The organism is Salmonella sp. NW645 (genome assembly GCF_051703725.1).
Taxonomy (GTDB): domain Bacteria; phylum Pseudomonadota; class Gammaproteobacteria; order Enterobacterales; family Enterobacteriaceae; genus Salmonella; species Salmonella enterica.
Genome location: NZ_JAMMKR010000002.1, coordinates 12,536 through 25,500 on the forward strand (window position 1 = coordinate 12,536; position 12,965 = coordinate 25,500).

Annotated in this window: 12 protein-coding genes; 5 read left to right on the forward strand and 7 right to left on the reverse strand. The window is 52.0% G+C overall.

The window, feature by feature from the left end; genetic code table 11:
- Positions 1–205: 205 nt before the first annotated feature.
- Positions 206–1,837 carry a Na/Pi cotransporter family protein gene (locus NA389_RS03905; protein ID WP_000956811.1) on the forward strand — a complete coding sequence of 544 codons (1,632 nt, stop codon included), beginning with the start codon at positions 206–208 and terminating at the stop codon, positions 1,835–1,837.
- Positions 1,838–1,911: 74 nt separating this feature from the next.
- Here NA389_RS03905 and pepE read toward each other — a convergent pair whose 3' ends face one another.
- Positions 1,912–2,601, reverse strand: coding sequence for a dipeptidase PepE (gene pepE / locus NA389_RS03910; protein ID WP_000421776.1), 690 nt, complete (start codon positions 2,599–2,601; stop codon positions 1,912–1,914).
- Between the two features lie 71 nt (positions 2,602–2,672).
- Between pepE and NA389_RS03915 the strand changes: the two genes are divergently transcribed.
- The 3 genes from NA389_RS03915 to rluF are packed head-to-tail and all read left to right on the forward strand — an operon-like array spanning position 2,673 to position 4,264.
- Positions 2,673–2,774 (forward strand): hypothetical protein, encoded by a 102-nt coding sequence (locus tag NA389_RS03915; protein ID WP_001541281.1) that lies wholly within the window; start codon positions 2,673–2,675, stop codon positions 2,772–2,774.
- A gap of 34 nt (positions 2,775–2,808) precedes the next feature.
- Positions 2,809–3,348 (forward strand): DUF2058 domain-containing protein, encoded by a 540-nt coding sequence (locus NA389_RS03920; protein WP_001096724.1) that lies wholly within the window; start codon positions 2,809–2,811, stop codon positions 3,346–3,348.
- Between the two features lie 46 nt (positions 3,349–3,394).
- Complete coding sequence (gene rluF / locus NA389_RS03925) at positions 3,395–4,264, forward strand: 23S rRNA pseudouridine(2604) synthase RluF (protein WP_000954619.1); 870 nt, start codon at positions 3,395–3,397, stop codon at positions 4,262–4,264.
- On the opposite strand, the gene NA389_RS03930 is transcribed toward rluF, so the two are convergent.
- From NA389_RS03930 to lysC, 6 genes are all read right to left on the reverse strand, one after another.
- Positions 4,261–4,533 carry a DUF3811 domain-containing protein gene (locus NA389_RS03930; protein WP_001207627.1) on the reverse strand — a complete coding sequence of 91 codons (273 nt, stop codon included), beginning with the start codon at positions 4,531–4,533 and terminating at the stop codon, positions 4,261–4,263. The genes rluF and NA389_RS03930 overlap by 4 nt on opposite strands.
- Before the next feature lie 210 nt (positions 4,534–4,743).
- Positions 4,744–5,502, reverse strand: a complete 759-nt coding sequence (locus NA389_RS03935; RefSeq protein ID WP_001068171.1) for a DeoR/GlpR family DNA-binding transcription regulator — start codon at positions 5,500–5,502, stop codon at positions 4,744–4,746.
- A complete protein-coding gene (locus NA389_RS03940) occupies positions 5,489–6,352 on the reverse strand; it encodes a Cof-type HAD-IIB family hydrolase (RefSeq protein WP_000924656.1) in 864 nt (287 codons plus the stop codon). Before NA389_RS03940 ends, NA389_RS03935 begins: the two co-directional genes overlap by 14 nt.
- 16 nt (positions 6,353–6,368) lie before the next feature.
- The gene (locus NA389_RS03945) at positions 6,369–7,208 is read right to left on the reverse strand and encodes a hypothetical protein (protein WP_000472332.1); all 840 of its coding nucleotides are present in this window, start codon (positions 7,206–7,208) and stop codon (positions 6,369–6,371) included.
- A 23-nt stretch (positions 7,209–7,231) separates the two neighbouring features.
- On the reverse strand, positions 7,232–8,821 hold the full coding sequence (locus NA389_RS03950; RefSeq protein ID WP_000716847.1) for a PTS sugar transporter: 1,590 nt from the start codon (positions 8,819–8,821) through the stop codon (positions 7,232–7,234).
- Positions 8,822–9,198: 377 nt separating this feature from the next.
- Positions 9,199–10,548 carry a lysine-sensitive aspartokinase 3 gene (gene lysC / locus NA389_RS03955; protein ID WP_000136392.1) on the reverse strand — a complete coding sequence of 450 codons (1,350 nt, stop codon included), beginning with the start codon at positions 10,546–10,548 and terminating at the stop codon, positions 9,199–9,201.
- 387 nt (positions 10,549–10,935) lie between these two features.
- On the opposite strand from lysC, the gene pgi reads away from it, so the two are divergent.
- On the forward strand, positions 10,936–12,585 hold the full coding sequence (pgi, locus tag NA389_RS03960) for a glucose-6-phosphate isomerase (protein ID WP_000790032.1): 1,650 nt from the start codon (positions 10,936–10,938) through the stop codon (positions 12,583–12,585).
- Positions 12,586–12,965 lie beyond the last annotated feature (380 nt).

Sequence of the window (12,965 nt, forward strand, 5' to 3'; positions counted from 1 at the left end):
TCTTACAATTAAACCCTTATACTGAAGGAAGGCTCTACGCTGAATTTGCCGGATGGCGGCGTAAACGCCTTATCCAGCATACCGTATTACGTATGGTAAGCCCGGTGGCGTGCAACGCCAGCAGGCCTTAACGCTGTGCGCCATCAGGCAATTTATCGCAAGTGAGCTTCAGGAAAACGTATAACGATAAGGAGAACCTGACGCCGTGTTAACTTTGCTCCATCTACTTTCTGCCGTTGCGCTGTTGGTATGGGGAACACATATCGTTCGTACTGGCGTAATGCGCGTGTTTGGCGCGCGTCTACGCACTGTCCTCAGCCGCAGCGTGGAAAAGAAACCGCTCGCCTTTTGTGCGGGTATCGGTGTTACCGCGCTGGTACAAAGCAGTAACGCCACCACTTTATTGGTAACGTCGTTTGTCGCCCAGGATCTTGTCGCCCTGACGCCAGCTCTGGTGATTGTGCTGGGCGCTGATGTGGGTACTGCGCTAATGGCGCGTATTCTCACCTTTGATTTGTCGTGGCTATCGCCGCTGCTGATTTTTATTGGCGTGATTTTCTTTTTGGGACGTAAGCAGTCCCGCGCCGGGCAGCTGGGTCGCGTCGGTATCGGGCTTGGCCTGATTCTACTGGCGCTGGAGCTGATTGTGCAGGCAGTGACGCCGATCACTCAGGCTAATGGCGTGCAGGTCATTTTCGCGTCGCTGACGGGCGACATTATGCTGGATGCGCTGATTGGCGCGATGTTCGCTATTATCAGTTATTCCAGCCTGGCGGCGGTGTTGCTGACGGCGACCCTGACGGCGGCGGGGATTATATCGTTCCCGGTGGCGTTGTGCCTGGTCATCGGCGCCAATCTGGGATCGGGGCTGCTGGCGATGCTCAATAACAGCGCCGCCAATGCTGCCGCGCGTCGCGTAGCGCTCGGCAGCCTATTGTTCAAATTGATCGGCAGCCTGGTCATCCTGCCGTTTGTCCATCCGCTGGCGAATCTGATGGATGAGCTATCGCTACCGAAATCAGAGCTGGTGATCTATTTCCACGTTTTCTATAACCTGGTGCGCTGCCTGGCGATGGTGCCATTTGCCGAGCTGATGGCGCGTTTTTGTAAACGAATTATTCGTGATGAGCCTGAACTGGATACCCATCTGAAGCCGAAACATCTGGATGTCAGCGCGCTGGATACGCCAACGCTGGCGCTGGCTAATGCTGCCCGCGAGGTGCTGCGCATTGGCGATGCGATGGAACAGATGATGGAAGGGCTAAAAAAGGTCATGCACGGCGAGCCGCGTGAAGAGAAAGCGCTGCGCAAGCTGGCGGATGACGTTAACGTGCTCTACACCGCGATTAAGCTTTATCTGGCGCGAATGCCGAAAGACGAGCTGGCAGCGGAGGAGTCCCGCCGGTGGGCGGAGATTATTGAGATGGCCCTGAACCTCGAACAGGCGTCGGATATTATCGAGCGAATGGGCAGCGAGATTGCCGACAAGTCGCTGGCGGCGCGTCGGGCATTTTCAGAAGAAGGATTGAAAGAGCTGGATGCGCTTTACGATCAACTGCTCAGTAATCTGCAACTGGCGATGTCGGTCTTTTTCTCCGGCGATGTCACCAGCGCCCGTCGGTTGCGCCGCAGTAAACATCGCTTCCGTATACTTAATCGCCGATACTCACATGCGCATGTCGACCGCCTGCACCAGCAGAACGTGCAAAGCATTGAAACCAGCTCGCTCCATTTAGGGCTGCTGGGCGACATGAAGCGTCTTAACTCACTGTTCTGTTCGGTCGCCTATAGCGTACTGGAACAGCCGGATCAGGACGAGGAACGGGGCGAGTATTAAGTGAAATGCCGGATGGCGGGGCCTACGGAGAACATGCGTGTAGGCCCGCCATTCGGCATTCAATGTGCCAGGGATTAAAAGCGATGACCCGCTTCCAGCGCCACGGCCTCTTCGCCTGCTTTAAACACCCAGGTGGTATTCGGGCCGCCGAGAACCGCCTGGCCGTTGCTCACCTGAATCCAGTTACCTTCCGGCAAACCAATCACTGTCAGTTCCGGCGCGACCACCAGCAGTTCGCGAATACGCTGCTCGCGGGTCTCGCCCTTATGACCTTCCGGCAAGGCGTTAGTGAAGTGAGGATTAATTTGCAGCGGGAACAGATCCAGCGCGTCGAAACCGTTTGGATCGACGATCGGCATATCGTTGGTCGTGCGGATAGTCGGGCAGGCAAGGTTGGCGCCTGCGCTCCAGCCGATATACAGCGCGCCGCGTTTTACCCTGTCCGCCATCGGCGCCAGCAGCCCGCGTTCACGCGATTCTTTCAGTAGCTGGAAGGTATTTCCGCCACCGACAATAATGATTTCCGCTTTCTCAATCGCCGCAAGCGGATCGGCGACACGATGAATCCCTGTGACGTTTATCCCTAATGGCGCAAGCACCTCTGCGGTTTTATCCGTGTACTCGTCCCATGTTTGCGTGACGCCGGCAAACGGAATAAACACGGCTGAACGTCGACCGTTCAATTGATTCGCTATCAGCGGCAGAGCGTGTTCCAGCCAGGCTTTACCCGGCAGCGTCGAGTTACTTAATAAAAGCAGTTCCATTACTTCTCCACCTCATCAGGAAATGTCAAAACGTAATAATGCTACCATTATCCATTTAATGTCTTACTGATATGGCTCATGATGTTACGCGTGTTACAGGCAAAGCGCGGTCGCTAAAAGTGACGACAGGCCAGATCTGCCATCTGGTATCGCCTGAAAAATTACAGGTATAATCCGCAAAATTATTTAACACGTTTAGAGACGAAAATGGCAAAACTGACCTTACAAGAGCAACTGCTACAAGCGGGATTAGTGACCAGCAAAAAAATGGCCAAAGTCCAACGCACGGCTAAAAAATCACGCGTTCAGGCTCGTGAGGCCAGAGAAGCGGTGGAAGAAAATAAAAAGGCGCAACTTGAGCGTGATAAACAACTTAGTGAACAGCAAAAACAAGCGGTTTTAGCGAAAGAGTTTAAAGCTCAGGTTAAGCAACTTATTGAAATGAATAGAATCAATGTCTCTAAAGGCGATATTGGTTTTAACTTCACCGATAATAACGTCATCAAAAAAATAGACGTGGATAAGCTCACCCAGACGCAACTGATTAATGGGCGTCTCGCGATTGCGCGTCTGGTTATCAATAACAGCGGTGAATGTGAATATGCGATTATTCCCGCGAGCGTCGCCGATAAAATCGCACAACGAGATGCGGACAGTATTGTCGTAAACAGTGCGCTGAGTCAGGAAGAGCAGGACGAAGATGATCCGTATGCCGATTTTAAAGTTCCTGACGATTTGATGTGGTAAGTCACATTCCCGACGTTTATGTAGAAAAATTTCTCAGAGAGTAAATATGCTGACTGACACATCTACCCGGCTTAATAAATATATCAGTGAAAGCGGCATCTGTTCGCGTCGCGAGGCGGACCGTTTTATCGAACAGGGCAATGTTTTTATCAACGGCAAACGCGCCGCCATTGGCGATCAGGTGGTCGCCGGGGATGTTGTTAAAGTAAATGGTCGGTTGATTGAGCCGCGAGAAGCGGATGATTTAGTGCTGATTGCGCTGAATAAACCGGTTGGCATTGTGAGTACCACTGAAGACGGCGAACGCGACAATATTGTCGATTTTGTGAACCACAGCAAACGTATCTTCCCGATTGGTCGTCTGGATAAAGACTCGCAGGGGCTGATATTTCTGACTAACCACGGCGATCTGGTCAATAAGATTCTACGTGCCGGTAACGATCACGAAAAAGAGTATCTGGTGACGGTGGATAAACCGATTACCGACGAGTTTATTCGCGGTATGGGCGCTGGCGTGCCGATTCTGGGTACCGTCACCAAAAAATGTAAGGTGAAAAAAGAGGCGCCGTTTGTCTTTCGCATCACCCTGGTGCAGGGATTAAACCGTCAGATCCGCCGTATGTGTGAATACTTTGGTTATGAAGTGACGAAACTGGAGCGTACGCGCATTATGAACGTCAGCCTGAGCGGGATTCCGCTGGGCGAGTGGCGCGATCTGACGGACGATGAGCTGATCGATCTGTTTAAATTGATTGAGCGTTCCTCTTCCGAAGCCAAACCAAAGGCCAAAGCGAAGCCGAAGACCACGGGTATTAAGCGACCGGTCGTTGCGATCGAAAAAAGCAATGAGAAAGCGCGCCCGACATCAAGCGGTAAGCGCTTTACCTCGCCGGGACGAAAGAAGAAAGGACGTTAACGTCTGCCGCGCGTCGGCGTATTCGCCAACCAGGAGAATGACGCTTCCGTATCGGGTTTATACGCCTGCTTTTTCTTCAACTGGCGGGCTTTTTTCGCTTCAGCCTCACGCAGCGCCATCAGCTTATCGATGTACTCCTTTTTTACGCTGTTGGTCTCAGAATTGGTCAGCGGACGCCCGTGCGCAATACGGGCGCGGTCCAGCAACGTTTTCAGTTCGCGCTGTTCGCGCTCGGTCATCTCTTTTTGGGTAATGCGGGGGAGTGCCATACGGGTGCCCTCAGTTAGCCGATGCATTTAGAGCCTATCCCATTAGGGCTATTTTACTTGCCATTTTAGACCTGGGCAGTGCTCAAAATCCTCACGTACTACGTGTACGCTCCGGTTTTTGCGCGCTGTCCGTGTCCAAACTGGCTGCGCCAATAACGCCTGGTGGGATAGGCTCTTAGTCTACGGCAATACGCAACGGGCGGATAGCGCTCAGTCAGCAATCCGCAGCTTTCCGGCGAAATCCTGTGGCGTATAACCCGTTGACGTAAATCCTTTATCCGTGATGATGTTATCGATTTCTTTTACGCTTGCGATGCACATCACACCGTCCTGACCAAATTTGGTATGGTCGGCAAGAATCACTGATTTTTTGCTCATCGCAATCATGGCTTTGGCAACGTAGGCTTCTTCAAAGCTCTTCACCAACACGCCATGCTGGGGAGAAATGCCGCCAGCGCCAATAAAACAGATATCCGCGTGAATCGCGTTAATCTGCTGACACACCGAGACGCCGAGGTTGGCGCGAAAATGGTAATCATATTCGCCGCCTAATACATACACGCGGGCCTGCAGGTTATGCTCTTTAATTTTATCGGCAATCAGGGCTGAATTGGTAATCACGGAAAAAGCGAGAGGCGGTAATTGCTCGGCCAGAATAAGGTTAGTTGTACAGGAATCAATAAACAATGTATCCCGTTCACTGACCATTTCGGCGGCAAGTTTGCCAATCGCTATTTTCTCTTCGCGATGCGCCTCTATTCTTGCGCTAAACGCATCCTCCTGGACAACTTGCTTTTTGACTGCGCCCCCATGAATCTTAGTGATTTTGCCTTCAGATTCCAGTAAGGAGAGATCGCGACGAATGGTTTCCGAGGTGACGTTGAGCATTTCCGATAATTTAATAACGGTGACTTCACCGAATTTGTTTAATTCATCAAGAATATGTTTTCGTCTTTTAATTGGATTCATTATCTTTCGCCGCCGTCAACCTTTGGCGCATGGTAACTGGATGCGTCAGGCAACGCAACCACTCCAATGCATGGACGATACCCTCCTCATCATTCGTGGCAGTCACATAGCCGGCCTGCCGCTTTACTGCATCCGGCGCATTGCCCATTGCGATACTGATTCCGGCAGCGGCAAACATGCTGACATCATTCTGCTGATCGCCAATCGCGACTACCTTGTCAGAAGATATATTTAAATAATGAATTAATTTATCGATTATGAACCCTTTATTTATATCGGATCTTTGAATATCAATATAATTTTCTCCCGTGACAACCGCATAATATCCACAAGGCAGGTGATTATTCACTTCTGTACACAGAGTATCTATCTTCGAAGATGCGGCAACAAGTGTAATTTTATATATATTGCGACGATTAAAGATATTTTCTGCAGTTTCAGTTATAAGCGGTAACCCAAATAAGCGGGCTTCATATGTTGTCCAGGGCGCAATTAGTCTATCGTCACGATGGTGAATTGCTTCGGCGCTAAAAAAGTGGTGGTGATAGCGGGAAAGAGAAATATGTTGGTCAATATTCCATAGATCTGTGGCGGTCAGCGGGGCAGCATGAATAATGCGCGGCCCCGCCATCTCCAGCAGGCGTCCGCAGTTAAAACCGGCGCACCAGCTAAACAACGTATCAACCTGTTGTTGGCGTAGCAGGCGTACCATTGAGGAGACCGGTCTGGCGGAACATGCCGCCAGCAGACCACCGTTCTGGCGGAACGCAATCAGCGCCTGGCGCGTGCGCGGGCTGATTGTTTTCTGCGAGGTGAGTAATGTTCCATCCAGATCGGTGATCAACAACATCTCTCGTTCCCTGATATCAATGAACAATAAACGGCGTAACGGCTTCTTTGGCGGCGTTGCACACCATGTTGTCGATAGCAGTACCGACCACCAGAATATTGACCCCGGTATCTTTAAACGCTTTCGCGTTGGCGAGGTTAATCCCGCCTTCCGCCAGCGTCGGAACATCCACCGCGCCGACCAACGCCCGCAGGCGATCTTTAATCATCTGCGGGATATCGCCTGCCGCTACGCCTTCATAGCTCATGCCTGTCATCAGACCAATCATATCCACGCCGATATCCTGCATTCGCTTCGCCACGCTGGCGACCTCTTCCGGCGTGCGTGCAGGAATACCGAAAGTATGCAGATCGTCAGGATGGCCAATGTAGGCATCGACAGTCAGACCATACTGATGGGCGAGATTAACGATGTCCTGCAGATCGTCCCAGTCGGATTTATGCGTATGTAAACCGTCGGCCCCAGCGCGGGCAATCTCCAGAATTTCCGTTTCGCTGAGCGGCACCGGTAAGGTTTCGGTAAAACCGCCGGCGATACCAACGGTGATAAAAATATCGTCCGGGACCACATTACGCACACCGTGTACGGCCTCAGCCATCTGGCTATTGGTGATTTCGTGACGAATCTGCTCCGCCGCGTGCATGTTGCTCACGCCTTTGTGTCCACGCGCCAGCGCCAACGCAGGGTGGTTCGGCTCCAGTAGCTTAACGCCAGCCTCACACACGGCTTTCGCCAGGCGCGCATCGTCGCCGGTTATTCCTGTGCTGAGGATGGTTTGCCCGCCGTGAAGTGTGATGGCTTCTTTCACTTTCTGTAACGCTTTGGCGCGTTTTTTATTCATATCGCCTTTAAACATGGTGTACCTCTGGTGTTGGTGCATTAATTAACGGCTGTCGTTGTTGATTCGCTCTGTACGACAGGTTTGAAACGGTTAGCAATAATGGTGGTAAGGCAGGTCATCGCCATTGTGGCAATCATTACGATGGCCATCTGGAGCGCATTACTGGATAAGAACGGTGAGGCGAAAGCCGGAACATAGGCCACGCCTTTGACGTTAAAAAAGCCCAGCATCATGCCGCCCATTCCGGCCCAAAAAATGGCGGAGCCAAAAACAATTTTGTTGGCGAACATGAAGGGATAGGCGGATTCAACAAAGGTGCCAAAGCCCAGGTTAATGAGCAGGCCCGGCGTAGCAACGGCAGCTTCGCTTTTTTCACGCGGGGCGATCACATTGGCAAGGTTAATACCTGCGGCCACCATCACCAGACCGACCATATCGACCGCGCCGAGGAAGCTGACGCCGGATTTTTCCATCTCCAGCAGCACCAACGGCAGGATCACCGCGTGATAGACGCCGCCGAGAATGGCAGGCCAGATAACCAGACCAGCCAGCAGCCCGGCAAGAATTGGGCTGAATGCCAGCGTGCTTTCGATAGCCAGTTTGATGTAATTACCCGCAGATAGCGCCAGCGGACTCAGCAGATAGTGCATGATTAACCCAGCGGCAAGGCCCGATATCCCACCGGCGACGATGTTGACGGTAGTCATTGGGAAGCGCCAGTTCAGGCACAGCTCGAACAGCCAACGGACGAAAATCCCCGCCATTACACCGCCGATAATGCCGCCGATAAGACCGCCCTCTACGGAAAGCACGCCAGCGACGACTCCGGCCACAATTGAAACTTCATCCAGTTCGGAAATCTGTTTTGCCGCCAGTACCGCGACTAACACCGGCAGACCTTTTAGTAATATTTCAAAGATATCGTTAAGTTTTTCCAGTCCTGGTATGTGGCTCAGGGCGAGTACAATCGCCATGGCGATAAAGCCTGGTAGCGCAGGGATCATGATGCTACGAATGTTAAAACGTTTGAGCAGGCTTTTTCCGGAACCGCTCTGCGAGGGCGAAGCGCTACCCAACTGTGGTTTGTACTTGATACCCCAATGTTTACACAGTGACGCCACGAAGGAGACGGCGCGGGTACGGCTGGTGGTGCCGGTTGTTCCGGAGGTCGCGACCACATTCGCCCCCTTTGCCGCCACCAGCGCCATGGAGGTTCCCCCGGTGCCGACAATCGGTGTTTTCATCTCAACGGCGGCGGCAAAAACGGCCTGGTTCGCCTTTACCGGATCGGCGCTCATTACCACGATCCCATCGATCTCACCGCAGCGGATCATCTCAGCGATTTGGCGATCGCTTTCTACTACCGAGGTGTTTACCTCCGAAAGTTTGCCCTGAAATATGCGCTGTGGTTTTTGTTGGTTTTCTGTGGTTAATGCATAAACCGATGCCGGGGTATCGGGTTTGGCGACGTCCATCGAGGCTTCTGCCGCGATAAACTGTACGGCGGCCACATTCACGCCCGCAGCCTCACACTGCTGATAAATCTCCTGGAGTAACTTCTCTGGCTCGGCGCCACCCAGGTTGTAGAGGTTGCCTCCACTGCTTCCAATAATCGCAATTTTTTTCATAGCGGCCTCAAATAGGGTAAGGGGGTTATCTGTGTTGTAGTGCAATCATAATTCCAACCAAAACAAAATAAAGCAACAATGAAAAAGTGGGCTTATACCAAAAGATATCAATTTTTTAAATGTAACTCATTAAAATATAATGATTAATTTATGTTTTTGCTTTGTGTTGTTTTGTGTGGTTTTGTGACGAGGTTCAAAATGGGGAGTGCATAAATAGGGGAAAGTTGCCCATGTTGGTGGGACGAGTAGGGTGTTGCGGATTCCTGAGCAGTATTCCGCCGGCAGCGCCTGGCGCGGGAACCGCCGGATGACGTGCCTGCGTCGTCATCCGGCAGCGTATTGCCTGATAGCGCTCACCCGCTGTCGTGTCAGGGCGATTATTCAAATAAGTTCTGATGTAGCTTTTGCACCACTTTCTCGGCATCGTCTCCCGGCACGAGGAAGCACAGATTGTGGCTGGAGGCGCCGTAACAAATCATGCGAATGTTGAACGGTTCCAGGACGCCAAACACTTCTTTACCAACGCCGCAGGCTTTTGACAGGTTGTTGCCAATCAGCGCGACCAGCGCCAGTCCTTCTTCGACTTCTACCCGACACAGCGCGGAAAGCTCCATCAATAAGGATTGGGTCAGTAACGTATCGCCCGTGGAGGTGGAGCCGGTAGTATCCAGCGTCAGCGCGACGCTCACCTCCGAAGTGGTAATCAGATCTACCGAAATATTATGCCGCGCCAGAATGCCGAACACCTCAGCCAGGAAACCTCGCGAGTGCAGCATATTCAGGCTGTGCAGCGTCAATAGCGTTTGATTGCGGCGCAGCGCCAGCGCGCGGAACAGCGGCGGGTTTTGGGTTTTATTGCACACCAGCGTACCGCCCGCTTGCGGATCTTTACTGGAGCCAACGAAGACCGGGATATCGCTGCGCACGGCCGGGAGTAAGGTGGCTGGATGCAGTACTTTTGCGCCGAAGGTTGCCATCTCCGCCGCTTCTTCAAAGTCGATTTCATCAATTCGCTGCGCGACGGGCACCACGCGCGGGTCGGTGGTGTAAATACCGGGCACATCTGTCCAGATATCAACCCGCGCGGCGTGGAGCGCTTCAGCCAGCAACGCTGCCGTATAGTCGCTGCCGCCGCGGCCTAACGTCGTGGTGCGGCCTTTGCTTTCACTGCCGATAAAGCCCTGAGTAATGACCAAAGTTTCGTTCAGGCGCGGGAGCAACTGCTGCGCGGCCAGTTCCGCAAGCGCTGCGACGTCCGGTTCCGCACGACCAAAGCGATCGCTGGTACGCATCACTTTGCGCACGTCGAACCAGTGGGCCTGTACGTCGCGTTCACGCAGGATCTCAACAAATAGCAGGGTAGACATCAGCTCGCCGTGGCTGACCAGTTCATCGGTCAGGGCTGCCGATGTCGCCAGCGATGCCGCCTCCGCCAGAATAGTGATGTTTTCCAGCAGGCGTTCAATCTCTTCGCGAATGACATTCGGATGACGCAGACGATCAAGGATATCGAACTGGATTTTACGGATGGCGTCGAGCGTAGCGAAACGTTCGCCAGGCTCCATCCCTTCGGCCAGCGCCACCAGCAGATTAGTGATGCCGGCAGACGCGGAAAGCACGACTAAACGAACATTGGCGTCGGAAAGTACGATATCCGCGCTACGGTTCATGGCGTCAAAATCAGCGACGCTGGTACCGCCAAATTTGGAAACAACGATCTCTGTCATATCAACCTCGTGTCAGGAAATGAAAAACGCGACCATGGCACAAGGGCAGAACAGAAACCGGTGCAGGCGCAAATGCAAGTAACGTATTTATAAATAAAAGTTGTGGCCTGGACTGTCAACGTTGGGATTATGCGGATTTTTTATGCTGAGTTTAGGCTCAGTAACAGCGCTTATAACCCCGATACCCGTTTGTAGTATGTTGGCTTATCTATGCGCCCGGCGACTCACCCACTTGCTGCCTTTCTGCACCTCGAATTATTTAGGGTATATACTTTTTATCCTCATTCGACAGTGCCTGGGGCAACGGCACTAAAACAATCACACTTTTCTGTGACTGGCGTTACAATCGATCCCAGTCACAATTCTCAAATCAGAAGAGTATTGCTAATGAAAAACATCAATCCAACGCAGACTTCTGCCTGGCAGGCGCTCCAGAAACACTACGATGAAATGAAAGACGTTACGATCGCTGAGCTTTTCGCGAACGATAGCGACCGTTTCGCTAAATTTTCCGCGACGTTTGACGATCTGATGCTGGTGGACTTCTCCAAAAACCGCATCACCGAAGAGACGCTGGCAAAATTACAGGATCTGGCGAAAGAGACCGATCTGGCCGGCGCGATTAAATCCATGTTCTCCGGCGAGAAGATCAACCGCACCGAAGACCGCGCCGTGCTGCACGTGGCGCTGCGTAACCGTAGCAATACGCCGATCATCGTGGACGGCAAAGATGTGATGCCGGAAGTGAACGCCGTGCTTGAGAAAATGAAAACTTTCTCGCAAGCGATTATCTCCGGTCAGTGGAAAGGCTACACCGGTAAGGCCATCACCGACGTGGTGAACATCGGTATCGGCGGTTCCGACCTCGGCCCGTTCATGGTGACGGAAGCGCTGCGTCCGTATAAAAATCATCTGACTATGCACTTCGTCTCTAACGTTGATGGTACCCACATCGCTGAAGTGCTGAAAAAAGTGAACCCGGAAACCACGCTGTTCCTGGTGGCGTCGAAAACCTTCACCACGCAGGAAACCATGACCAACGCCCACAGCGCGCGCGACTGGTTCCTGAAAAGTGCAGGCGATGAAAAACACGTGGCGAAACACTTTGCTGCGCTCTCCACTAACGCCAAAGCGGTCGGCGAATTTGGTATCGACACGGCCAATATGTTCGAGTTCTGGGACTGGGTCGGCGGTCGTTACTCGCTGTGGTCTGCCATCGGGCTGTCCATTATTCTGTCCGTCGGTTTCGACAACTTTGTCGAGCTGCTTTCCGGCGCGCACGCGATGGACAAGCATTTCTCCACCACTCCGGCGGAGAAAAACCTACCCATTCTGCTGGCGTTGATTGGCATCTGGTACAACAATTTCTTCGGCGCGGAAACCGAAGCCATTCTGCCGTACGACCAGTATATGCACCGTTTCGCCGCCTACTTCCAGCAGGGCAACATGGAATCCAACGGTAAATACGTTGACCGTAACGGCAACGCCGTGGATTACCAGACAGGCCCAATTATCTGGGGCGAACCAGGCACCAACGGTCAGCACGCGTTTTATCAATTGATTCACCAGGGTACTAAAATGGTGCCGTGTGATTTTATCGCCCCGGCTATCACCCATAACCCGCTATCCGATCATCATCAGAAGCTGCTGTCTAACTTCTTCGCGCAGACCGAAGCGCTGGCGTTTGGTAAATCCCGCGAGGTGGTTGAGCAGGAATATCGCGATCAGGGTAAAGATCCGGCGCAGCTTGAACACGTTGTGCCATTCAAAGTGTTTGAAGGCAACCGCCCGACCAACTCTATCCTGCTGCGCGAAATTACGCCATTCAGCCTGGGCGCGCTGATTGCGCTGTATGAGCATAAAATCTTTACGCAGGGCGCCATCCTGAACATCTTTACTTTCGACCAGTGGGGCGTTGAGTTGGGTAAACAGTTGGCTAACCGTATTCTGCCGGAGCTGGGCGATGATAAAGCTATTTCGTCCCATGATAGCTCTACCAACGGTCTGATTAACCGTTATAAAGCCTGGCGCGCCTGATGGCGCTGCGCTTATCCGGTCTACGTAATGCATAGCGTCTGTAGGCCGGATAAGGCGTTTCGCCGCCATCCGGCAAAAAGAGAATAAGATAATAAAAAAGCCGATATTCACATCGGCTTTTTTTATAAGATAATTCCGCTTGTCCGTCTTTATCCCCACAATTTTATATTGAGCTTAATCCTAAAATAAGCAATAACCAGAAAATCACTCTGCGTTACTTTCAGATTATACGGATGCCGATGTCTTTTATTTTAATTTTAACTTATTGATTTTATTTGTTTGTTAATTAAACAATGTAGGCGTTACTTCTTTAAAGTTTAATTATCCTAAAACCTCGCTGTTATTTCTCCCGGACATAATCCGCCTGCTTTGGTTGTGTA

What these genes read in the sequence shown, in the direction of transcription:
- pepE (WP_000421776.1), bottom strand. Translation starts at nt 2,601, where the DNA reads ATGGAACTGCTTTTATTAAGTAACTCGACGCTGCCGGGTAAAGCCTGG.
- NA389_RS03915 (WP_001541281.1), top strand. Translation starts at nt 2,673, where the DNA reads ATGGCTCATGATGTTACGCGTGTTACAGGCAAAGCGCGGTCGCTAAAA.
- NA389_RS03920 (WP_001096724.1), top strand. Translation starts at nt 2,809, where the DNA reads ATGGCAAAACTGACCTTACAAGAGCAACTGCTACAAGCGGGATTAGTG.
- rluF (WP_000954619.1), top strand. Translation starts at nt 3,395, where the DNA reads ATGCTGACTGACACATCTACCCGGCTTAATAAATATATCAGTGAAAGC.
- NA389_RS03930 (WP_001207627.1), bottom strand. Translation starts at nt 4,533, where the DNA reads ATGGCACTCCCCCGCATTACCCAAAAAGAGATGACCGAGCGCGAACAG.
- NA389_RS03935 (WP_001068171.1), bottom strand. Translation starts at nt 5,502, where the DNA reads ATGAATCCAATTAAAAGACGAAAACATATTCTTGATGAATTAAACAAA.
- NA389_RS03940 (WP_000924656.1), bottom strand. Translation starts at nt 6,352, where the DNA reads ATGTTGTTGATCACCGATCTGGATGGAACATTACTCACCTCGCAGAAA.
- NA389_RS03945 (WP_000472332.1), bottom strand. Translation starts at nt 7,208, where the DNA reads ATGTTTAAAGGCGATATGAATAAAAAACGCGCCAAAGCGTTACAGAAA.
- NA389_RS03950 (WP_000716847.1), bottom strand. Translation starts at nt 8,821, where the DNA reads ATGAAAAAAATTGCGATTATTGGAAGCAGTGGAGGCAACCTCTACAAC.
- lysC (WP_000136392.1), bottom strand. Translation starts at nt 10,548, where the DNA reads ATGACAGAGATCGTTGTTTCCAAATTTGGCGGTACCAGCGTCGCTGAT.
- pgi (WP_000790032.1), top strand. Translation starts at nt 10,936, where the DNA reads ATGAAAAACATCAATCCAACGCAGACTTCTGCCTGGCAGGCGCTCCAG.